At 70.3% G+C, this 19,336-nt stretch carries 20 protein-coding genes; 13 read left to right on the forward strand and 7 right to left on the reverse strand.

Annotation, left to right across the window (positions count from 1 at the left end; genetic code table 11):
• Positions 1–53 precede the first annotated feature (53 nt).
• On the forward strand, positions 54–1,466 hold the full coding sequence (locus ACIBHX_RS43660; protein ID WP_397073793.1) for a DHA2 family efflux MFS transporter permease subunit: 1,413 nt from the start codon (positions 54–56) through the stop codon (positions 1,464–1,466).
• 13 nt (positions 1,467–1,479) lie between these two features.
• Here the strand turns inward: ACIBHX_RS43660 and ACIBHX_RS43665 are convergent, their stop codons facing one another.
• Positions 1,480–3,357: an ABC transporter ATP-binding protein gene (locus tag ACIBHX_RS43665; RefSeq protein WP_397073794.1), complete on the reverse strand. Its 1,878-nt coding sequence runs from the start codon at positions 3,355–3,357 to the stop codon at positions 1,480–1,482.
• 58 nt (positions 3,358–3,415) lie between these two features.
• On the opposite strand from ACIBHX_RS43665, the gene ACIBHX_RS43670 reads away from it, so the two are divergent.
• Positions 3,416–3,853: a sterol carrier family protein gene (locus ACIBHX_RS43670; RefSeq protein WP_397073796.1), complete on the forward strand. Its 438-nt coding sequence runs from the start codon at positions 3,416–3,418 to the stop codon at positions 3,851–3,853.
• A 21-nt stretch (positions 3,854–3,874) separates the two neighbouring features.
• Here the strand turns inward: ACIBHX_RS43670 and ACIBHX_RS43675 are convergent, their stop codons facing one another.
• The gene (locus tag ACIBHX_RS43675) at positions 3,875–5,272 is read right to left on the reverse strand and encodes a hypothetical protein (RefSeq protein ID WP_397073798.1); all 1,398 of its coding nucleotides are present in this window, start codon (positions 5,270–5,272) and stop codon (positions 3,875–3,877) included.
• Positions 5,273–5,414: 142 nt separating this feature from the next.
• Here ACIBHX_RS43675 and ACIBHX_RS43680 point away from each other — a divergent pair, with 142 nt between their 5' ends.
• The 4 genes from ACIBHX_RS43680 to purM all read left to right on the forward strand — a co-directional run bounded on the left by ACIBHX_RS43680 (position 5,415) and on the right by purM (position 9,251).
• Positions 5,415–5,873 carry a MarR family winged helix-turn-helix transcriptional regulator gene (locus tag ACIBHX_RS43680; protein WP_397073799.1) on the forward strand — a complete coding sequence of 153 codons (459 nt, stop codon included), beginning with the start codon at positions 5,415–5,417 and terminating at the stop codon, positions 5,871–5,873.
• Positions 5,874–5,909: 36 nt separating this feature from the next.
• Entirely contained in the window at positions 5,910–6,653 is a 744-nt protein-coding gene (locus ACIBHX_RS43685) for an SDR family NAD(P)-dependent oxidoreductase (protein WP_397073801.1), read from the forward strand.
• 68 nt (positions 6,654–6,721) lie between these two features.
• Complete coding sequence (gene purF / locus ACIBHX_RS43690) at positions 6,722–8,158, forward strand: amidophosphoribosyltransferase (protein ID WP_397073803.1); 1,437 nt, start codon at positions 6,722–6,724, stop codon at positions 8,156–8,158.
• Positions 8,159–8,222: 64 nt separating this feature from the next.
• Positions 8,223–9,251: a phosphoribosylformylglycinamidine cyclo-ligase gene (purM, locus tag ACIBHX_RS43695; protein WP_397073805.1), complete on the forward strand. Its 1,029-nt coding sequence runs from the start codon at positions 8,223–8,225 to the stop codon at positions 9,249–9,251.
• Positions 9,252–9,507: 256 nt separating this feature from the next.
• Here the strand turns inward: purM and ACIBHX_RS43700 are convergent, their stop codons facing one another.
• Together ACIBHX_RS43700 and ACIBHX_RS43705 are read right to left on the reverse strand one after the other, a co-directional pair.
• The gene (locus ACIBHX_RS43700; RefSeq protein WP_397073806.1) at positions 9,508–9,735 is read right to left on the reverse strand and encodes a DUF3073 domain-containing protein; all 228 of its coding nucleotides are present in this window, start codon (positions 9,733–9,735) and stop codon (positions 9,508–9,510) included.
• Between the two features lie 151 nt (positions 9,736–9,886).
• Complete coding sequence (locus tag ACIBHX_RS43705) at positions 9,887–10,966, reverse strand: Glu/Leu/Phe/Val dehydrogenase (protein WP_397073808.1); 1,080 nt, start codon at positions 10,964–10,966, stop codon at positions 9,887–9,889.
• 103 nt (positions 10,967–11,069) lie between these two features.
• Between ACIBHX_RS43705 and ACIBHX_RS43710 the strand changes: the two genes are divergently transcribed.
• Both ACIBHX_RS43710 and bldC read left to right on the forward strand, forming a co-directional pair.
• Positions 11,070–11,936, forward strand: coding sequence for a hypothetical protein (locus ACIBHX_RS43710; protein ID WP_397073809.1), 867 nt, complete (start codon positions 11,070–11,072; stop codon positions 11,934–11,936).
• Positions 11,937–12,258: 322 nt separating this feature from the next.
• Complete coding sequence (gene bldC / locus ACIBHX_RS43715; RefSeq protein WP_013133571.1) at positions 12,259–12,462, forward strand: developmental transcriptional regulator BldC; 204 nt, start codon at positions 12,259–12,261, stop codon at positions 12,460–12,462.
• Between the two features lie 117 nt (positions 12,463–12,579).
• Here bldC and ACIBHX_RS43720 read toward each other — a convergent pair whose 3' ends face one another.
• Positions 12,580–13,167, reverse strand: coding sequence for a TetR/AcrR family transcriptional regulator (locus ACIBHX_RS43720; protein WP_397073810.1), 588 nt, complete (start codon positions 13,165–13,167; stop codon positions 12,580–12,582).
• A gap of 209 nt (positions 13,168–13,376) precedes the next feature.
• Here ACIBHX_RS43720 and ACIBHX_RS43725 point away from each other — a divergent pair, with 209 nt between their 5' ends.
• From ACIBHX_RS43725 to ACIBHX_RS43740, 4 genes are all read left to right on the forward strand, one after another.
• Positions 13,377–14,429 (forward strand): LacI family DNA-binding transcriptional regulator, encoded by a 1,053-nt coding sequence (locus tag ACIBHX_RS43725; protein ID WP_397073811.1) that lies wholly within the window; start codon positions 13,377–13,379, stop codon positions 14,427–14,429.
• 89 nt (positions 14,430–14,518) lie between these two features.
• Positions 14,519–14,767 (forward strand): hypothetical protein, encoded by a 249-nt coding sequence (locus ACIBHX_RS43730; RefSeq protein ID WP_397073812.1) that lies wholly within the window; start codon positions 14,519–14,521, stop codon positions 14,765–14,767.
• Positions 14,768–14,795: 28 nt separating this feature from the next.
• Positions 14,796–15,623, forward strand: a complete 828-nt coding sequence (locus tag ACIBHX_RS43735) for an N-acetylmuramoyl-L-alanine amidase (RefSeq protein ID WP_397073814.1) — start codon at positions 14,796–14,798, stop codon at positions 15,621–15,623.
• Positions 15,620–17,218, forward strand: coding sequence for a beta-N-acetylhexosaminidase (locus tag ACIBHX_RS43740; RefSeq protein WP_397073816.1), 1,599 nt, complete (start codon positions 15,620–15,622; stop codon positions 17,216–17,218). The genes ACIBHX_RS43735 and ACIBHX_RS43740 overlap by 4 nt, the downstream gene beginning before the upstream one ends.
• Positions 17,219–17,225: 7 nt before the next feature.
• On the opposite strand, the gene ACIBHX_RS43745 is transcribed toward ACIBHX_RS43740, so the two are convergent.
• Positions 17,226–18,278 carry a quinone-dependent dihydroorotate dehydrogenase gene (locus tag ACIBHX_RS43745; protein ID WP_397073818.1) on the reverse strand — a complete coding sequence of 351 codons (1,053 nt, stop codon included), beginning with the start codon at positions 18,276–18,278 and terminating at the stop codon, positions 17,226–17,228.
• 7 nt (positions 18,279–18,285) lie between these two features.
• Positions 18,286–18,936, reverse strand: a complete 651-nt coding sequence (locus ACIBHX_RS43750; RefSeq protein WP_397073820.1) for a response regulator — start codon at positions 18,934–18,936, stop codon at positions 18,286–18,288.
• Between the two features lie 19 nt (positions 18,937–18,955).
• Here ACIBHX_RS43750 and ACIBHX_RS43755 point away from each other — a divergent pair, with 19 nt between their 5' ends.
• Positions 18,956–19,318, forward strand: coding sequence for a tautomerase family protein (locus tag ACIBHX_RS43755; RefSeq protein WP_397073822.1), 363 nt, complete (start codon positions 18,956–18,958; stop codon positions 19,316–19,318).
• Positions 19,319–19,336 lie beyond the last annotated feature (18 nt).

Raw genomic sequence — 19,336 nt, forward strand, 5'->3', positions numbered from 1 at the left:
CGCCGTACAAGTTCAACTATACGACGTACAAGTACGACGTATAGGAGTGACCGATGAGATGGTGGGCGCTGGCCGCGGTAACCCTCGGCACGTTCATGACCTATCTGGACAACAATGTGGCCAATGTGGCCCTCCCCACGATCCAGCGGGATCTCGGGCTGACGATCTCGGGCCTGGAGTGGATCACTTCCAGCTACATCCTGGTTTTCGCCGGTCTCATGCTCGCCGGCGGCCGGCTGGCGGACCTGTTCGGTGCGCGCCGCCTGTTCCTGTCAGGCCTCGCCGTCTTCACGCTCTCGTCGCTGGCCGCGGGGCTTTCCACGGGCGCCGGGGTGCTCATCGCCGCCAGGGCGGCACAGGGAGTCGGCGCCGCACTGCTGACCCCGACCGCGCTGTCGCTGCTCGCGCAGATCTTCCCCGACCCCGCCGAACGCGGCAGGGCCGTGGGCATCTGGAGCTCCGCAGGCGCGCTGTCGATGGCCCTGGGCCCGGTGACCGGCGGTTTCATCAGTGAGAACCTGCACTGGGGCTGGATCTACCTGATCAACGTCCCGATCGGGGTCGCCACCTTCGGGCTGGCGTTCTGGGCGGTCCGTCCGGCTTTCTCCCGGGTACGGCATAGCCTCGACGTGCCCGGTCTGGTGGCTTCGGCGGTAGCCCTGTTCGCCCTGACATATGCCCTCATCGAGGGGTCGTCGGCCGGGTGGACCTCGCCCGAGATCCTCGCCGCCTTCGGGATCGCCGGGCTGGGCGCGGCCTCGTTCCTGCTGATCGAGTCGCGGGCGGCCGAGCCGATGATCGACCTGTCGCTCTTCCGTGCCCGGGTGTTCTCCGGCGGGCTGGCCACGATGGGCGTCTGGTCGTTCGGGGTGTTCGGGATCTACTTCTTCAGCGCGCTCTGGCTGCAGAACGTGCTCGGGTTCTCTCCCACCGAGGCGGGCGCGTCGTTCGTGCCGATGGCGCTGGTCATGGCCGTGATGGCGATGCTCTCGCAGCGGATCTCGGCGACCTTCGGCGTCGGGCGGACCGTGGCGCTCGGGCTGGCGCTGATGGGTGTGGCGATCTACATGCTGTCCGGCGTCGGGGCTTCCGGCACCTACGGTGACGTGCTGCCCTGGTTCCTGCTCTACGGGCTCGGCGGCGGGATGCTGGTCTCGCTGACCGCGGTCATCTTGAACGGCATGCCCGCCGGACGCTCCGGGATCGCCTCCGGAGTCCTCAACGTCTCCCGCGAGGTGTTCGGGCTCCTGGGGATCACGGTCCTCGGCGCGATCCTGAGCGCCCGGCAGAGCGCGAGCCACCAGCCGCCCCTGATCGCCTTCCTCGACGCCTACCAGTTCACGCTGGTGGTCGCCGCGGTGATCGTGCTGCTCGGCATCCCGGTGGCTCTCGTCACCCTGCGGGCCCGCCGCGCTCCCGAGCAGCAGCCCAGCAGGGACCTGCCCGCCCCGGCCCCTGTCGGCTGACCCCTGCGTGGGTTCAGGCGACGACGGCTTCGGCGGGGTCGTCGAACTGGGTGCGGTAGAGCTCCTCGTAGCGGCCACCCGCGGCGAGGAGCTCCGCGTGCGTCCCGCGTTCGACCACGCGGCCGTCCTCGATGACCAGGATGGCGTCGGCGGCGCGGATCGTGGACAGGCGGTGGGCGATGACCACGGCGGTGCGGCCGTCCAGGGCCTCGGCCAGCGCCGCCTGGACCGCCGCCTCGTTGGTGGAGTCGAGCGCGGCGGTGGCCTCGTCCAGGATGACGACGCGCGGCCTCGCCAGCAGCAGCCGGGCGATCGTCAGCCGCTGCCGCTCCCCGCCCGACAGGCGGTAGCCGCGCTCGCCGACCACCGTGTCGAGCCCGTCGGGCAGCGACTCGATGAGCGTGGCCAGGCGGGCCCTGCGCAGCGCGTCCCACAGCTCGTCCTCGGCCGCCTCGGGCCTGGCCAGCAGCAGGTTGGCCCTGATCGTCTCGTGGAAGAGGTGCCCGTCCTGGGTGACCATGCCGAGGGTGTCGCGGATCGACTCGGCCGTCAGGTCGCGCACGTCCACCCCGGCCAGCCGTACCGCACCCGAGTCGACGTCGTAGAGGCGGGGCAGGAGCTGCGCGATCGTGGACTTGCCCGCGCCCGACGAGCCCACCAGCGCGACCATCTGGCCCGGCTCGGCGGTGAAGGAGATGCCGTGCAGCACCTGCTCGCCGCCGCGCGAGTCCAGCGTGGCGACCTCCTCCAGCGAGGCCAGCGAGACCTTGTCGGCCGAGGGGTAGCTGAAGCGCACGTCGTCGAACTCGACCGAGACCGGGCCCTCGGGCACCGCGCGGGCGCCCGGCCGCTGCTTGATGAGCGGCTCCAGGTCCAGCACCTCGAAGACGCGCTCGAAGCTGACCAGCGCGCTCATCACGTCGACGCGGGCACTGGCCAGCGCGGTCAGCGGCGAGTACAGCCGGGTCAGCAGCAGTGCGAGCGCCACTACCGAGCCCGCCTCGAGGCGCCCGGTGAGCGCGTAGAAGCCGCCCAGGCCGTACACCAGGGCCAGCGCGAGCGCGGAGACCAGTGTGAGCGCGGTGACGAAGACCGACTGGTTCATGGCGGTGCGCACGCCGATGTCGCGCACCCTGCGCGCCCTGGCCGCGAACTCGGCGGACTCCCGCGACGGCCGGCCGAACAGCTTCACCAGCGTCGCGCCGGGCGCCGAGAACCGCTCGGTCATCTGGTTGCCCATCGCCGCGTTGTGGTCGGCGGCCTCGCGGCGCAGGCGGGCGATCCTGACGCCCATCCGGCGGGCGGGCAGCACGAAGATCGGCAGCAGGATCAGCGCGAGCAGCGTGATCTGCCAGGAGATCCCGATCATCACGGTCAGCGTCAGGACCAGCGTCACCACGTTGCCCGCCACGCTGGACAGCGTGTCGGTGAAGGCCCGCTGGGCGCCGATCACGTCGTTGTTCAAGCGGCTGACCAGCGCGCCCGTCCTGGTCCGCATGAAGAACGCGATGGGCATCCGCTGCACGTGGTCGAACACGGCGGTCCGCAGGTCGAGGATCAGCCCCTCGCCCAGGCTCGCCGACATCCACCTGGTCACCAGCCCCAGCCCGGCCTCGGCGATCGCCAGCCCCGCGATGAACGCGGCCAGCCCGCCCACCACGCCGAACGGCTCACCCTTGACGATCGCGTCGACCACCCGGCCCGCCAGCAGCGGCGACACCACCGCCAGGGCCGCCATCACCAGGCTCAACAGCAGGAACGCGGAGATCCGTTTCTTGTGCGGCCGGGCGAAGGCCGCGATCCGGCGCAGCGTCTCCTTCGACAGCGGACGGCGCTCGGTCTGGTTGTTCAACGAGTACAACTGGTGCCACGCGGTCACTTCCATGCTCATGACATGGAAGCCTAGAAGCTCAACTTAACTTCAGGTCAACAGGTTTTAGGATCAGTGGGTGGCACCTCGAAAGATCGATCCAGAGAAGCTGCGGGCCGCGCTGGACGCGCAGCTGATCGCGCTCGACTCCCCCGCCTACGACGGGCCGGCCTCCGCGCTGGCCGACGCCCTGGTCGCCGCGGTGGTCGCGGCCTACGACCGCGGGCTCGAGCCCGAGCGGGCGGCTGTACGGCTGGCCGTACGGCACCTGCTCGAGCGGCTGGCCGGCACGGCGCCCGGGCGGACGGTGGAGGTGCGGGTGCCGCCGCACGCGGCGGTGCAGGCGATCGAGGGTCCCCGGCACACCCGGGGTACGCCGCCCAACGTGGTGGAGACCGACGCGCGGACGTGGATCTGGCTGGCGCTCGGGCGGATCACCTGGGACGAGGCGATGGCCTCGGGCGCCGTCTCGGCGAGCGGCGCCCGGGCCGACCTGTCCGGCCATCTGCCTCTTTGATGAGCTACCGGCTTTGATGGGCTACCGGCGCATCCAGGGCAGGCGGTCCTCGATGCACCTGTTGGCCAGTTCGCCGGGCAGGCGGCTGCATTCCTGGACGATGTTGAAGAACCAGAAGGCGCCGACGGTCACCACGATCAGCGAGAGCACGCTGATGACGATGCCGGTGATGGCCTTGCCCTTGCCCACGCCCCTGGCCAGCGCGACGCAGCCGAGGATGATCGCGACGATGGCGGTGATCACGCCGATGCCGCAGACGAACACCAGGAAGATGCTCACGATGCCCAGCACCAGCGCGGCCGTGGCCAGGCCGTTGCCCGGCTTGGGCGGCTGCCAGTCCGGCGGGTACTGCCCCGCGCCGCCCGGAGGCGGCGTGTAGACGGCTCCCCCGGCGGGCGGGCCGTATCCCGGCGCGCCGCCGTACGGGCTCGACGGGGTGGTGCCGGGGACGGCCTGCTCAGGGCCGCCGTACGGCTGGGCTCCCGGCGTTGGGCGCCCCTCTTCGGTCCCGCCGGCCGGGCCGGGCTCCTGCCCGTACCGCGGTCCGCCGGGCTGCTCACCCGGCTGCCCCGGCCCTCCCGGTTGTCCTTGGCCTCCCGGCTGCTGCCCCGGCCCTCCCGGTTGTCCTTGGCCTCCCGGCTGCTGTCCCGGCTCTTCGGGCTGGCCCTGGTCTCCCGGCTGTTCCGGACCCCCGGGCTGCTGGCCCTGGTCTCCAGGTCGGCCCTGGTCTTCTGGCTGGCCTTCGTGCCGTCCCGGGGTCCCTGGTGGCTGGCCCTGAGCCTGGTACGGGCCCGGCGCTCCTGGCCGGTCCGGAGTGGGCGACTCGAAGGCGCCGGGGACGCCGGGCCGCCAGCCGGAGGTGGTGGGCGGCTGGTCCTCGGGCGTGCCGTAGGTGGCCGACGGCCCGTACTCCTTCGGACCCCCCTCGTACGGCGAGCGGTACGGCTCCCCGGGAGGCGCGAAAGACGGCCCCTGCTCGGAAGGCGGCGGAGTGGGCGGATCGTAGCGCGACGGCGTAGGCGTCGGCGGCTGCTGCTCCGGATCGCTCGAGTCCCGGTCCCAGCCGGGGTACGACGGCGTGGATCCCGGAGCAGGGAAGGCCGCCGTCCGCTCCGGGTCGTTGTCGGGCCGCCCGGGAGGCCCGGCCGGCTCCTGCCACGCGGGCTGCTGCGGTTCGGACGGCTGCTGCTCCCCGGGAGTGGCCGGAGGCTCGTCCGAGGGCTGGTCCTGCGCGGAGTCCTGGGCGGGCTTGTCCCACGGCCACGGCTCACTCCACGACGGCGGCTCCGCGGTCGACCACTCGCCGGGCGTCCAGTCGGAGCCGGTGGAGGCGGTCTGGTCGGGCTCGTCTGGCTCGGGACGGCCTGCGCGTGGGTCCTGCCACGGGCGAGGCTGGTTCGGATCCTCAGGTGTGGTCACGTCGCGTCTCCCGGACGGGTCTACAAGCCGGATACCCCACCTTTTCGCGCGACCCGCCGACGAAGGAGGACGACACGGTAAGACCCCGCCCAGGCTTGGGTCACCGTGCGCCAAAGTCGCTGGCGAAAGGCAAGATGGATGCATGCTCGACGAGACCCTCACCTACGCGCTGATCAAGATCACGAAGGTGCACCGGTACCGGATCGCGGCCGAGCTGTCGGAGCTGGGCCTGCACGTGGGCCAGGAGATGCTGCTCAACCAGCTGTGGCGCGAGGACGGCCTGTCGCAGAGCGAGCTGATCTCCCGCCTGGGCGTCGAGCCGCCCACGGTGACCAAGGCCCTGCAGCGGCTGGAGCGCTCCGGATTCGTGCACAGGACACCCGACCCCAGGCGCCCGAGGCTGAGCCACGTGCACCTCACCGAGGCGGGCAAGGCATTGCAGCGGCCGGTCGAGGAGATCTGGCGCAAGACAGACGAGGAGTTGCTCGCCCAGCTCGACCCGGAGGATCGCCGGACCATCACCCGCCTGATAGGCGCGCTGTGGACCTGCCCGTCCGCTGAGGGCGAAACCGGCTTGCCGAAGATGACTCCCTGCGATTAGCTGACTAATTAGTTGGCTAATTCAAAGGAGTGCACCATGCACGTTCTGATCACCGGCGGTTCCTCGGGCATCGGGGCCGCCACCGCTCGCGCCTTCGGCCAGGCGGGACACCGGGTCACCCTCACCTACAACTCGGGTCCCGACCGGGCCGAGCAGGTAGTGAAGGAGATCGAGCAGGCGGGCGGCCAGGCGCGAGCCGTACACCTGGACCTGTCAGACCATGAGGGCATCAGGGCGGCGGTCGCCGAGACGGGGCCGTTCGACTCGTTGATCGCCAACGCGGTGCTGTGGGGCGGCGGCGCGCCCTCGGATGAGCCGTTCGAGGACGTCCCCGCCGAACACTGGACGGAGATGCTCCACGCCAACGTCGTGGGCAATGTGGTGCTCGTCCAGTCCGTGCTGCCGGGGATGCGGGAGAAGGGCTTCGGCCGGATCGTGCTGGTCTCCTCGGGTATCGCCGAGGAGGGCACCCCCGGGTCCGGGCCGTACGGCGCGGCCAAGGCGGCGCTGCACGGCCTGGCACGGACGCTGGCCTGGCAGGCGGGACGCGACGGCGTCCTGGTCAACGTGCTGGCCGCGGGGCTGACGATCACGGAGCGCGACTTCCTCCCGCAGGCGGTGCTCGACGGGATCGCCGCCCGCACGCCGAGCAGGAAGCTGTCGACGGCCGATGACGTGGCCGCGCTGCTGCTGTTCCTCGGTTCGGCGCAGAACCGCAACCTGACCGGCGAAATCGTCCGCGACGGCTCCAACGCCGGCCGCAGCGTGCATGTGGGATGAGGGCCGACCAGCGACGATCTGGGGCCCGGGTGTGCGAGCACTGAAGGCTCCGACCTAGACTGAAGTACGTGCTCAAGGGCGACGGCCGACTCGGCCATGACCTGGACCCCCACGACCGCGCACCGCAGGACGCTTGTGGCGTTTTCGGCGTGTGGGCGCCAGGCGAGGAAGTGTCCAAACTCACCTACTACGGGCTGTACGCGCTGCAGCACCGCGGCCAGGAGTCCGCGGGCATCGCGGTCAGCGAGGGCAGCCGCATTCTCGTCTACAAGGACATGGGCCTGGTGGCCCAGGTCTTCGACGAGTCCGTGCTCGGCACCCTGCGCGGCCACCTGGCCGTCGGCCACTGCCGCTATTCCACGACCGGCTCGAGCGTGTGGGAGAACGCGCAGCCCACGCTGAGCTCCACCGAGATCGGCGGGCTCGCGCTCGCGCACAACGGTAACCTGATCAACACCCCCGAGCTGGCCGAGCGGCTGGCCCCGGGGGTCACCAGGGCCACCACCGACACCGAGGTCCTGACCACACTGCTGGCCCAGGACCGCTCCAGGTCCATCGAGGACGCGGCGGCCGAGCTGCTGCCGCAGGTCAAGGGCGCCTACTGCCTGGTCTTCATGGACGAGAAGACGCTGTATGCCGCCCGCGACCCGCAGGGCATCCGCCCGCTGGTGCTCGGCCGCCTGTCCAGCGGCTGGGTGGTGGCCTCGGAGACCGCGGCGCTCGACATCGTGGGCGCCACGTTCGTGCGCGAGGTCGAGCCGGGCGAGCTGCTCACCATCGACGAGCGCGGCGTCCGCTCGCGCCGCTTCGCGATGGCCGAGCCCAAGGGCTGCCTGTTCGAGTACGTCTACCTGGCCCGCCCCGACACCACGATCGCCGGGCGCGGCGTGCAGGTCACCCGGGTCGAGGTCGGACGCGTGCTGGCCCGCGAGCACCCGGCCGAGGCCGACCTGGTCATCCCCACTCCCGAGTCGGGCACCCCGGCCGCCGTCGGCTACGCCCAGGAGAGCGGGATCCCCTACGGGCAGGGCCTGGTCAAGAACACCTACGTGGGCCGCACCTTCATCCAGCCCTCGCAGACCATCCGCCAGCTCGGCATCCGCCTCAAGCTGAACCCGCTGCGCGAGGTCGTCGAAGGCAAGCGCCTGGTCGTCGTGGACGACTCGATCGTGCGCGGCAACACCCAGCGCGCGATCGTGAAGATGCTGCGCGAGGCCGGCGCCCGCGAGGTGCACGTGCGCATCTCCTCGCCGCCGGTGGCCTGGCCGTGCTTCTACGGCATCGACTTCGCCACCAGGGCCGAGCTCATCGCCGGGTCGCTGTCGGTCGAGGAGATCCGCGCCTCGCTGGGCGCCGACTCGCTCGGCTACATCTCTCTGGAGGGCCTGACCGCGGCGACCACGATCCCGGCCGAGCGGCTGTGCAGGGCGTGCTTCGACGGCTCGTACCCGATCCCCATCGACCAGGACAACGTGGGCAAGTACGTGCTGGAGAGCAGTAAGTGATCGAGCGTAGCGAGAGCACCATCAGACACAGTGCCGTACTCGCATTGCCGACGAAGGAGGCCGTGTGAGTACATACGAAGCTGCCGGCGTCGACATCGAGGCCGGTGAGCGGGCCGTCGAGCTGATGAAGTCCAAGGTGGCCCGCTCGCGCAGGCCCGAGGTGGTCGACGACGCCAGCGGCTTCGCCGGGCTGTTCGACGCCTCCGCGCTGCTGCGCTACAGGCGACCGCTGCTGGCGACCTCCACCGACGGCGTCGGCACCAAGGTCATGCTCGCCCAGCAGTACGGCAAGCACGACACGATCGGCATCGACCTGGTCGGCATGGTCCTGGACGACCTCGTGGTGTGCGGTGCGGAGCCGCTGTTCATGACCGACTACATCGCCTGCGGCAAGGTGGTCCCCGAGCGGATCGCCGAGATCGTCGGCGGGGTGGCCGAGGGCTGCCGCCTGGCGGGCGCCGCGCTGGTGGGCGGCGAGACCGCCGAGCACCCGGGAGCCATGGGCGCCGACGAGTACGACCTGGCCGGCGCCGGCACCGGAGTGGTGGAGGCCGAGGCCATGCTCGGCGCGTCCCGGGTCCAGGAGGGCGACGCCGTGCTCGCGCTGGCCTCCTCCGGGATCCACTCCAACGGATACTCGCTGGTGCGCCACGTGCTGAAGAGCGCGGGTCTGTCGCTGGACGCGGTGCTGCCCGAGCTCGGCCGGCCGCTGGGCGAGGAGCTGCTCGAGCCGACCAGGATCTACTCGCTCGACTGCCTGGCGCTGGCCCGCGAGCTCGAGGTGCACGCCTACGCCCACATCACCGGCGGCGGCCTGGAGGGCAACCTGTCGCGTTCCCTGCCGCCACACCTGGACGCGGTGCTCGCGCGCGGCTCGTGGACTGCCCCGGCGGTCTTCGAGGTGCTCGCCGGGCACGGCCGGATCGAGCAGAAGGACCTGGACAGGACCTTCAACCTCGGTGTCGGCATGGCGGCGATCGTCCCGGCCGACGTGGCCGACGCGGCGATCCGGCTGCTCGCCGGGCGTGACGTGCCCGCGTGGGTCCTCGGTGAGGTCGTGCCCGGCTCAGGCCAGGCCCGCTACGCGCGGTAGGCGGGCGCCGTAACGGCGCGCAGCCCGCATCACCGCAGGAGCGTCTCCCTGGACAGAGCCCAGCCGGAGTACGGCGACTGGCGGTTGGGTGGCTTGCCGTACAGAAGCCCTTGCCCCAACAGGAGGCAAGGGCTTCCGCGTACCGCAACGGCGAACACGACCGAGCCCGCGGCGGAGGTCTCCGACGCGGGCACGCAGACTCGCACCCGGTGTGCTGGGCACACCGGGTGCGGGTCTACATCAACCTGAAAAGCGGCTAACGGCGGTCGGGTCGACGGTTGTCGTCGTCGCCCTCGTCGCCGTAGTCATCGGCGTAATCGGCGTAGCGATCCGCCAGCTCGTCGTTGCGGTCGTCGGCGTCGTCGTTGCCGGAGTCTCCGACCCCGAGTTCATCGCGAAGACGATCAAGATCTGTGCCACCGCTGTTGTACTTCAGCTGGCGAGCAACCTTGACCTGCTTGGCCTTTGCTCGGCCGCGCCCCATTGGCTCGACCCCCTCGTGTGGGGTCGTCCCCGACCCCTCGTCGCTAACGCACCACACACTGACGCCACCTGACTGCGGGCGTCAGCCTATCGTTCGCCTATTACCGTACCTGTTTTGTGCCCAGCTCGGTACGTCGTATGGACGCGGGGCGTCAGCGGCCCAACCAAATGGCCCTAATTCGCCCGACTTCCGACATTCTGCGCTCTGCCAGCCTATCGGCTGCGACCGCCGGCGGTACTCCCTCTTCAGCGGCCATTCCGAAGATCTTCAGAGTCGTGTCATAGATCTGGGTCGCCTTCGCCCTGGCTCGTTCCATGTTGAAGCCCTCGATCTCGTCCGCGACCTGGATGACGCCGCCGGAGTTGACCACGTAGTCGGGCGCGTAGAGGATCCCGCGGTCGGCGAGCTGCTTCTCCACGCCCGGATGGGCCAGTTGGTTGTTGGCCGCACCGCAGACGACCTTCACACGGAGCCTGGCGACCGTCTCGTCGTCCAGCGCGCCGCCGAGCGCGCAGGGGGCCAGCACGTCGATGTCCGCCGCGGTGAGCTCGACCGCGTCGGCGACCACCTCCACCTGGGGGTGGCGCCGGCGGACCCGGTCCACGGCCTCGGGGCTGACGTCGCAGATGACGACCTCCGCGCCGTCCTCGATCAGGTGGTCGACCAGGCGGTGGCCCACCTTGCCCACGCCCTCGACCCCGACGCGCTTGCCGACCAGGGACGGCGAGCCGTACACGTGCTCGACCGAGGCGCGCATGCCCTGGAAGACGCCGAAGGCGGTCAGGATGGAGGAGTCTCCCGCGCCGCCGTGCGCCAGCGTGCGGCCGGTGACGAATCGCGACTCCCTGGCCACGATGTCCATGTCCTCGCTGTAGGTGCCCACGTCGCACGCGGTGATGTAGCGGCCGCCGAGTGACTCGACGAAGCGGCCGTAGGCCCGCAGCAGCGCCTCGGACTTCATCGTGGCGGGGTCGCCGATGATGACCGCCTTGCCGCCGCCGAGGTCGAGCCCGGCCAGCGCGTTCTTGTAGGACATCCCCTTGGCGAGGTTGAGCACGTCGGCCAGGGCCGCCTGCTCGCTGTCGTAGGGATAGAACCGGGTGCCCCCGAGCGCGGGCCCGAGCGCGGTGTTGTGGATGGCGATGATCGCCCGTAGGCCGCTCTGCTCGTCTGCGCAGAACACGACCTGCTCATGTACGTCCTTGTGGGACGAGCCGAAGACGTCGGTCACTGTTGTGACTCCCTGTCCAGACCGCTGCCCCTTTGCAGCGGAGATCGCCTCTCAGCGTAGTCACAACGGTGCAAGCAGGGTGTCTTCATGACACGATGCCTCCGTGCTGCCCTATGCCGCGTACCTCCGCGTGTACGAGCCGCTGACCGCGTTCGCCGAGACCGACCGCAAGATGTGGGCCGACTACGCCGAATCGCGCGACCGCCCCCGCCGTGCCAACGCCCTGCAAGTCGAGCACGGCGAGTCCGTCATGCGCCTGCTCGGCGTTCCCCCGCATCCCGCCCCCGCACAGGAGAGCCCCAACGCCTATTTGCGGCGCGTGGAGGATCGTTTGTACGTCTGCCCCTGGCAGACCCGCCTGCGCTCGTGGCTGGCCTTCTCACGGCTGCGCGGCAGCACCCCCGTGAAGCTGTTGGACCGTTTCGTGCCCAAGGCCATCGCGGAGCAGACGGCCGACGACTTCGACCGGTTCAAGCGCACCGGCGGCTCGTCCTTGTTGCGCACCCACATCCGCACCACGGCCTGGCACGTGCCGCCGTCCTGGTTCGTGCCCTTCGACGGCAACGAGCGCTGGCTGGTGCTGGGCAGCGCCACGCTGGGTCAGGACGTGACGACGGCCACGGGCCGCAACCTGATCTACGTCACCTCCATGGCGCAGGCCAGGCGCCGGTCGGCCAGGGCACTGCAGGTGCTGCGCAGGCACCTGGGCGAGGACGTCTCGGCCGCGCTCGACGTGGAGGACGTGGCGCGCTGGCTGGAGGAGTTCCACCCGCACTCGCTGGTCGAGCTCGACTACGGCGGGCTGGTGCACCTGATGAACGACGACGCGCTGCAGGCCGATCAGTCCGTGGCGGAGCTTTCCGCGGCTCTGACGGGCTTGGACACGGGTCAAGAAGAGCTTGCCTTCGCCATGTACCAACGGGTGATCTTGCGCTGGAAGTCAATGCAACTTCTGGAATCTGCCAACTGAACCCCATTACAACCGTCTGACCTGCATGAGTAGGTCAAGCGTCGCGGCTCCTGGCTTCTGCGAACTGAGTAGTTTGCCGTTTTCACTGCGATACCACGAAACGTGTCGCTAGAATCACCGAGCGTGACATCGCCATGTGAGCGGGCAGTTGGGTCAAAGAAGGACTCGCCAATCGCTCTGCGTGGCGGTATGGTCACTTCGGGTGATGCCGCATATGGCTCGGAAAAGCCGCACGCTCTGGGCTATAGGGGGACATCCGTGACACGCGCAAAGGCAGTCGCAGGATCGCGAAGCCGGTCCACACGGAGGAGAGGCCGCACAAATGTCAGCTCGTACACCCGAGGCCGAGCCACTGCTCACGCCCGCTGAGGTCGCGACCATGTTCAGGGTCGACCCCAAGACCGTTACGCGGTGGGCCAAGGCGGGCAAGTTGACGTCGATTCGTACCCTCGGCGGTCACCGGCGCTACCGGGAGACCGAGGTTCGCGCACTGCTCGCGGGGATTCCGCAGCAGCGCTCGGAGTAGAGCCCCCCTGCCTCAGGGGGGTTTGAACGACGTCGTGTCGTATGGGGAGTTGGCGCCGCCCGCCCGGCGCCATCCTTCCTCACACACGGTGACCGTCCGGCGAGTCCGGGCGGGCTCCTAGGCGATCTGCTCCTGAACGAGCAGCTCGAACAACCGGCGGACATCCTCGTCGTAGTTCGCGGCGACACCCAGCAGCGCGATCATGTGGTCGACGAGCATCTTCTCGAGCGTGGGACGCTCGATGTCGCGATGCTCGAGCCAGTCGAGGCCGGCGGTCTCGACCGAGGCGATCCACGAGCGCAGCGTCGTGCGCAGCACCGGACTCGGGTCGTCGACGCGCATCTGCTTCTGGATCATGCGGAACAGGCGCCGCCGTACCCCGTCGACGATCTCGCCGATCTCGCCCGCCCTGTTGGCGGGCCCGCCGCGCAGCAGCGCGGCGAATCCTGCGGCGTGTTCCTCGACGAAGTCGAAGTACCGCCTCAGCCCGGAGGCCAGTTCGTCGAGCGGCCTGCCGTGCTCCTGCGGCCGCAGCCGCGACTCCAGTTGCTCGGCCGCGCTCTTCAACGCGGCGACGTAGAGCTCCTGCTTGCCACCGAAGTAGTGGTAGACCAGGGCTCTTGATGCCCCCGCCGCCGAGGCCACGTCGTCGATCGAGACGTCTTCCGCATCACGCTTGCTGAAGAGCTCCAGGGCGGCCGTCATGAGCTCCTCACGCCGGCGATCAACACTCAGCCGCCGCCGGGGAGCCCGGGTACCTGGTGTCACATCTGCACAGTAGCCGACGCCGAACCCGATAGCTGACCTGTGGGGGCTCGGTCAATATCAGCTTTACCGGACCCAAGGCCGTACCCTGCGGCGGACTCGATCGTTTGGTCAGACAGGTGCCCAACTTCGCATCGCGGGGGAGACACATGTCAGGACCACCCGTCAACACTTCAACTATCGCCGAGCTCCGTGAGGTAGACGGTCTGCCTCGGCCCAGACCCACCATCCGTAACGTCGCCGAGCGTGCCGGCGTCTCCAAATCGCTGGTATCTCTCGTGCTCCGCGGCTCGCCGCACGTGAGCGAGCACCGCCGGCAGGCCGTGCTGCAGGCCGCGCGCGAGCTCGGCTACCGGCCGAACGCCGTGGCGCGCAGCCTGGTCGAGGGTCGCACGCACCTCGTCGGCGCGCTGGTGGCCGACCTGCACAACCCGTTCTACGCAGAGTTGCTCGACGGACTGCAGGAGAGCCTGCACGGCGACGGCCTGCGCATGCTGATCGGCAACAGCCAGTGGGATCCGGCGTTCGAGGACGAGGCCGTCGAGGCATTCCTCGAGCTCAGGGTCGACGGGCTGGTGCTGTTAGGGATCGCGCCGACCAGCGAGACGCTGATCGAGGCCACCAGCTACACCCCGACGGTCGTCGTCGGGGAACGTGACATCGAGCTCGAAGGCGTCGACGTCGTGGTCGACGACGACCAGCTCGGCGCCCGCCTGGCCATCGACCACCTGGTCGAGCTCGGCCACAAGCGGATCGCGCACATCGAGGGCGTGCGTTCCTCACGCTGCGAGGGCTACCTCGTGGCGATGCGCAGGCACGCGCTGGCCCCCTACATCATGGTCGAACACGCGGAGTCGACCGAAGAAGGCGGCAGGCAGGCGGCGATCGCCCTGCTGACCCGCGAACCCAGGCCTACGGCGATCTTCGCCGCCAATGACGTGGTTGCGCTCGGCGTGCTGTCAGCCGCCGGCGAACTGGGCCTGAGAGTGCCGGAAGACCTGTCGGTGGTCGGCTACGACAACACCCTGCTCGCGTCGTCCCGCCATGTCTCACTCACCTCGGTCGACCAGCCCCGCCGTACCATGGGCCGGTCGGCTGCCGCCCTGCTCAGCGACCGGATCGGAGATCCCGGCAAGGTCGCGCGGCTGCGGCAGGTGACCCCCGATCTCATCGTGCGACGCAGCACGGGACCCACCCAATAGCGCGCCAAGGCCTGGTCAACCCCTTCGGCCCCCTGGCCTCCCGGGAGTTAACTACGCAGGGTCACTACGTCTGATCCGGGGGAACAGTCATGCGTGATCCTGAATTGGTGTCGTGCGCCCAGCGAGCCGCCGCCGAACTCGAGCGGGCCTGGGCGCACTGGCGGGCGGGACGAGGGAGGGGCACGGACGCGGGCGCGGAATCCGTCGCCAGCTACGTCGCCCACTCCCTCGACCACCCGTGGGGTCGCCCGCGCGTGGTTCTCGGGCTCGACGCCGAGGACGCCAGGGAGCTGGCGGCGCTGCTCGAGCGGCAGGAGGTTGGCGAACACGTGTGGTGATCGGTCACGATGACGTAACGTGGAGCGCATGCGTGCACTCCCAGCCTCCGTCCTGACCCTCTGCGCACTGACCGCCGCCGGGTGCGGTGGCGTCGCACAGGGTGACGCCGCCGCGCCGGGCAGAGCCCCCCTCCAGGCACCCGCCGCGTCGGCCGGAAAAACCGCCACCAAGCCGGCCACGACGCCTGCCGCCAAACCGCTCCAGGGCCTGACCATCGTCATCGACCCCGGGCACAACGGGGGCAACTATCGCGCGCCCAAGCAGATCAACCAGCTGGTCGACGTGCTGACCAAGAAGAAGCCCTGCGACACGACCGGCACCGACACCGTCAGCGGCTACACCGAGGCCGCCTTCAGCTGGGACGTCTCCAACCGGATCAAGAAGATCCTGCAGGAGCGCGGCGCGACGGTGAAGCTGACCAGGTCCGACAACAACAGCGTGGGCCCGTGCATCACCGAGCGGGCCGCGATCGGCAACAGGGCCAAGGCCGCCGCCGCGCTGTCCGTGCACGGCGACGGGGCCGCCAAGAGCGACCACGGCTTCCACGTGATCATGCCGAAGAAGATCAACGGCCCGGTCGATCCCGTCGTCGGCAAGTCCCGCGCGCTCGGCGTGGCCATCCGCGACGCCTACCTCCGGGGCACCGGCATCCCGTACTCCACCTACATCGGCAAGAACGCCCTCGACTTCCGCGACGACCTCGGCGGGCTCAACCTGTCGACCGTGCCGAAAGTGTTCGTGGAGTGCGGCAACATGAAGAATCCCGGTGACGCCGCCAAGTTCGAGGACCCCAGGTTCCGGCAGAAGATGGCATTGGCGCTGGCGAACGGATTGCAGCACTATCTGAAGGCATGATCCCTCGCCCGCGGCTGCGCAGCGACCTGTCCGGTTCCTACGAACTGTCCGTCGGCGCGACCGTCTCCGGCCCCGCCGACCTGATCGCTCCCGTACGGCTCGCGCTGCCTGCCCTGGATCTGCTCCCGGGTGACACAGGGGCGGTGGATCTGCGGCTCGATCCGGAGCTTGGGCCCGAGGCCTACCGGCTGACGGCCGGTTCCCGTGGCGTGGAGATCGCGGCGGGCGGCCCCGCGGGCGCCTTCTACGCGGCCCAGTCGCTGCACCAGCTGCTGCCCGACGAGTCCTTCCGCACCGTGGCGGGCGGTCCGTGGCACGTTCCCGGCGTGCGGATCGAGGACGCGCCGCGCCTTTCCTGGCGGGGGCTCCACCTGGACGTGGCACGGCACTTCCTGCCCAAGCGGGAGGTGCTGCGCATGGTGGATCTGATGGCCCTGCACAAGCTGAACCGCCTGCACCTGCACCTGGTCGACGACCAGGGCTGGCGGGTGGAGAGCCCGGCCTTCCCGCTGCTGCACGAGGTGGCCTCGCACCGGCCTCGTACGGCCACCAACTACTGGCGCGAGCCCGACACCTATGACGACGTGCCGCACGGCGGCTACTACACGCTGGCGGACCTGGCCGAGATCGCCACCTACGCGCGGGCCAGGGCGGTCACGATCGTGCCGGAGATCGACGTGCCCGGGCACGCCTCGGCGATCCTGGCGGCCTACCCGTCGTTCGCCTCCCGGCCCGGCGAGTACGGGGTGATGGACCGGTGGGGCATCTCCCCCGGCATCCTGTCGCCGCTGCCGCCCACCGTGGAGTTCCTCACCACGATCTTCGACGAGCTGCTCGGCGCGCTGGGCGAGACGCCGTACGTGCACATCGGCGGCGACGAGGTGGTGCTGGACGACTGGGCCGCCTCACAGGAGATCATCGCCTACCGGGAGTCGCTCGGCCTGGGCTCGCCGGCCGAGCTGCAGGCGTGGTTCCTGCGCCGCCTGGCCGACGTGCTGGCCGAGCGCGGCTCCAGAGCCGTGGTGTGGGACGAGGCGTTCGTCAGCGGCGAGCTGCGGCCCGACACCCTGGTGATGCCCTGGCGCGGCATGGGCGTGGGCCGCAGGGCGGCCGCTGCGGGCCACGACGTGATCACCACGCCGGTCTTCCCGCTGTACTTCGACTACGCCGAGTCCGCCACGACCGACGAGCCGATGGCCATCGGCGACGCGATCACGGTGGCGGACGTGGCCGCCTTCTCCCCCGCGCCCGCCGACTGGGCTCCGCAGGAGCGCGAGCGCGTGGTCGGCGCCCAGGCGCAGCTGTGGAGCGAGCGCATCACCGACCCACGGGTGCTCGACTACCGCGCCTGGCCGCGCGCCTGCGCGCTGGCCGAGGTCGCCTGGTCCGGCTCGGCCGGCGACGACTTCGACGTACGGCTGGCCGCGCACCTGGGCCGCCTGGACGCGATCGGCGTCGAATACCGCCCGCTCGACGGCCCCAGGCCGTGGCAGCGCAGGCGGCCGCACCGCCCCAGCGTGGTCCGGGTGTCGGCCGTCATGACCCACCTGGACGAGATGACCCGCAGCGCCGAGTCGGCCAGGCCCAGCATGTAGCCCCTGGCTAGGCGGTCCTGCCGATCACGTCGGTGATGGACTTGTAGCCGTGGCGGCGCAGGCGTCTCGACAACTGCCGGTGGATACGCGAGGCCCACAGCGGCCCGCCGTACACCCAGCCTGTGTAGCCCTGGACCAGGGTGGCTCCGGCGAGCAGGCGCTCCCAGACGTCGTCGACGTCCTCGACGCCGCCCACCGACACCAGCGTGAGCCTGTCACCGACGCGGGCGCGCAGCCGGCGCAGCACCTCGAGCGAGCGGGCCTTCAGCGGGCGGCCGGACAGGCCGCCTGTCTCGCCGCCGTGCCTGATCGTGGTGTTGGTCGCGATGATGCCGTCCAGCCCCAGCTCGATGGCCAGGTCGGCGACCGCGTCCACGTCCTCGTCGGCGAGGTCGGGGGCGATCTTGACCAGCAGCGGGGTGCGGCGGGGCGTGGCGTCGGCCACGTCCTTGACCGACTTCAGCAGCGGGCGCAGCAGCTCGACGGCCTGCAGGTTGCGCAGGCCGGGCGTGTTGGGCGAGCTGACGTTGACGACCAGGTAGTCGGCGAGCGGGGCGAGGATCCTGGCGCTGGTCACGTAGTCGGCGGCGGCCTCGGACTCGGGCACCACCTTGGTCTTGCCGATGTTGACGCCGACCACGACGGGGAGTCCGCGGGTGCGGCGCAGCCGCCTGGCGGCGGCCGCGGCGCCGGCGTTGTTGAAGCCCATCCGGTTGACGACCGCGCGTTCGGCCACCTCGCGGAACAGGCGGGGGCGCGGGTTGCCGGGCTGGCCGTGCGCGGTGATCGTGCCGACCTCGACGTGGCCGAACCCGACCGCGGCCACGCCCTCGGCGCAGGCGGCCTCCTTGTCGAAGCCGGCGGCCAGGCCGAGCGGCCCGGGGAAGTGCACGCCGAACGCGCTGACGCGCAGAGCGGGGTCCTGGGGCGCCAGCGCCTTGTAGAGCCACCGCTTGACCAGCGGCAGCGCGGAAAGCAGGGCGAAGGCCCTGACGGTGAGGTGGTGCACGGTCTCGGCGTCGAAACGGCGCAGGACCAGCGCGAACAAGGTGCGGTACATCAGGACTTCAGGCTACCAATCCCGCCTCGTGGGCGACGATCGCGGCTTGCACCCGGTTGCGCACGTCGAGCCGCGTGAGGATGGCGCTCACGTAGGCCTTGACCGTGCCCTCCACGATGTGCAGCTCGCGGGCGATCTCGGCGTTGGACATCCCGGCGCCGAGCAGGGCGAGCACCTCCCGTTCCCGCTCGGTGAGGCCTTCGATGCGGTCGCGGGCGTGGGCTCCGCGGGCCATCCGGCCGCCGGCCAGCTGGCTGATGACCCGCTGGGCGACCTTGGGCGACAGGTAGGCCGCGCCCTCGGCCACGGCGTGGATGCCGGCCAGCAGCTCGCGAGGGTCGCCCGACTTCAGCAGGAAGCCGCTGGCGCCCACGTCGAGCGCCTTGGCGATGTAGTCGTCCTCGCCGAACGTGGTCAACATCACCACGGCGGTGCGCGGCGCCACCCGCTTCAGCTCGGCCGCCGCGGACAGGCCGTCCAGCTTGGGCATGCGGATGTCGAGCAGGGCGACGTCCGGGTGGTGGCTCAGGGTGAGATCCACGGCCTGCCTGCCGTCGGCCGCCTCGGCCACCACGTCCAGCTCGGGATCGGCGGCCAGGATCGCCCGGATTCCAGCACGGATCATGGCCTCGTCGTCGGCTAGAAGCAGTCGGATCACGCCCTCTATATTGGCCGACATGGCACAGGTGAAGGTGTACGGCCGGCGGGACGTGTGGTCGGGGCGGCAGTGGGAGATCTCGGACGCGCTGCAGGCGTGCCTGGTCAGCGCGTGGGGCATCCCCGAGGACAAGCGCTTCCACCGGTTCTTCCTGATGGACGCCGACGACTTCGTCTGCCCGCAGCGCTCCGAGCGCTATCTGATCGTCGAGGTGGTCTGCTTCACCGGGCGCAGCGACGAGGCCAAGCGGGCTCTGGTGCGGGCGGTGTCGGCGGTCTTCGACGACGTGGAGATCACCATCATCGAGATGCCCATGGTGAACTGGGGGATCCGCGGCGTGCCCGCGGAGGAGCTGAGCCTGCCGTACAAGGTAGATGTCTGACCCCAGTAATCTCCGGGG

Source organism: Nonomuraea sp. NPDC050536, from assembly GCF_044457685.1.
Taxonomy (GTDB): domain Bacteria; phylum Actinomycetota; class Actinomycetes; order Streptosporangiales; family Streptosporangiaceae; genus Nonomuraea.